Consider the following 1,925-nt stretch of genomic DNA (forward strand, 5'->3'; position numbering starts at 1 on the left):
CAGCAAGCGCATCGACGGCATCGTGACGCTGATCATGGCGCTGGCCCGCACGCTGGCGGTGCCGGAGCCTAAGCAAGTGCCTGGCATCATCATTCTGTAAGGTTTTACGCCCTCATGTCGAAACTCACGGCTTTCATGCGCGGCCTCGTGGGAGGTGATCGGGCGCGCATCGCGCCGCCATGCCCGCAAGACGTGACGGAATCCGGCGTGACGCCTGCCGCGATCAACAACCAAATGTTGACGAGCGCACCGTCATCGGAGTTTTTCTTCGCGGCCAATAATGCGGCGGGTGTCGAGGTCACGGAACGCTCCGCAATGTCGATCAGCGCGGTTTATTCCTGCGTGAGCTTGATCGCCGGTGCCATCGGTGGCTTGCCCTTGCCGATTTATCGTTCAACCGCGGGCGGACGGGAGCGCATCGAGCGTCATCCGCTCGCCGCTTTGCTCAACCGCGCGCCGTCGCCGTTGTGCACCGCCGCGGTATTTTGGGAATTTCTCACTTCGTCGCTGCTGTTGCATGGCGACGCCTTTGCGCGCATCACCCGCACCAGCGCCTTCGACCCCGCCGTGGCCAGCCTCGTGCCATGGCACCCCAGCAATGTCGAGGTGCGCCGGATCGACGGCCGCTTGAAATACCGCCTCACCGATCCCGAAATCGGCGGCAAGAGCGTCATCATCGATCAAGACGACATGCTGCACGTGCCGGGCATCGGCTTTAATGGCTTGCGCGGCATGACGCCGCTGTCATACGCCCTACGCAGCGCGGCGGGCATCGCGCTGGCCGCGACGGAGCACACGGCGCGCTTTTTCGGCAACGGCGCGCGGCCCGATTTTGTGCTGACGACCGAAAGCAACACCCTGACCGAAGAACAGGGTGCCAAAATTCGCGAAGCATGGAACGACATGCATGGCGGCCCGCACCGCGCCTATCGCCCCGCGTTGCTGTCCGGCGGCCTGAAAATCCAGCCTTTGACGCTCAATTCGGTGGACGCGCAATTGCTCGCGACGCGCAATCTGCAAGCCGAGGACGTGGCGCGCATCTTCGGCGTCCCGCCGCACATGATCGGCCTCACCGACAAGACAACCAGTTACGGCTCGGGCGTCGAACAAATGTCGATCGGCTTCGTTAAATACACGTTGATGCGCCATCTCACGAAATTCGAGCAGGAAATCAACCGTAAAGCGCTGCGCGACACCGAAGTTTTTGCCGAATTCACGACCGCCGGACTCGAGCGCGGCGATCTGAAATCGCGTTACGACGCGCACCGCACCGCCATCGGCCGCGCGGGCGAACCGGGCTTTCTCACCGTCAACGAAGTGCGGCGTCTGGAAAACCTGCCGCCGGTCGAGGGCGGCGACGTCATCAACAAAGGGGACACAAATGCGCCACCAAATGTTTAAGCTGCTGTCTGAAAACCGCGGCAAGGGTTTTTTCAGCGTCGAAAACGCCGCGCAGGAAACCACGATTTATCTTTACGACGCCATCGTCGGCACCGACATCGAAGCCGAATACTGGGGCGGCGTGTCGGCGGAAACGCTGGTCAAAACCATCCGCGCCGTCACCGCGCCGGTGATCAATTTGCGCGTCAACAGCCCGGGCGGTGACGTGTTCGCGGCCCGCGCCATCGAACAGGCGCTGCGCGACAGCGCCGCCACCGTCATCGCGCATATCGACGGTTACGCCGCCTCCGCCGCGTCGTTCATGGTCATGGCGGCGGACCAAATCATCATGGCCAAGGGCGCGTTTTTGATGATCCATAAGGCTTGGACGATCGCCATCGGCAACGCCGACGCCATGACGGCGCAGGCGGCGTTGCTCGACAAGCTCGACGGCACGCTGGCCGAGACTTACGCGACGCGCAGCGGCATGGAGGCCGAGGCCGTCATGCAATTGATGGCCGCCGAAACATGGTTTACCGCCGACG

Annotated in this window: 2 protein-coding genes; both read left to right on the forward strand. The window is 62.8% G+C overall.

Annotated features, from left to right (window positions below):
- Nucleotides 1–114 precede the first annotated feature (114 nt).
- Complete coding sequence (locus Q1J43_RS00560) at nt 115–1,401, forward strand: phage portal protein (RefSeq protein WP_301100335.1); 1,287 nt, start codon at nt 115–117, stop codon at nt 1,399–1,401.
- Nucleotides 1,394–1,925, forward strand: a 532-nt coding sequence (locus Q1J43_RS00565; RefSeq protein WP_301100337.1) for a head maturation protease, ClpP-related, incomplete at its 3' end; no start/stop codon positions are given. The genes Q1J43_RS00560 and Q1J43_RS00565, both read left to right, overlap by 8 nt.

It is taken from the genome of Propionivibrio sp., from assembly GCF_029255185.1.
Classification (GTDB): Bacteria; Pseudomonadota; Gammaproteobacteria; order Burkholderiales; family Rhodocyclaceae; genus Propionivibrio.

Coding starts and splice junctions, on each gene's coding strand:
- Q1J43_RS00560 (WP_301100335.1), top strand. CDS start 115: ATGTCGAAACTCACGGCTTTCATGCGCGGCCTCGTGGGAGGTGATCGG.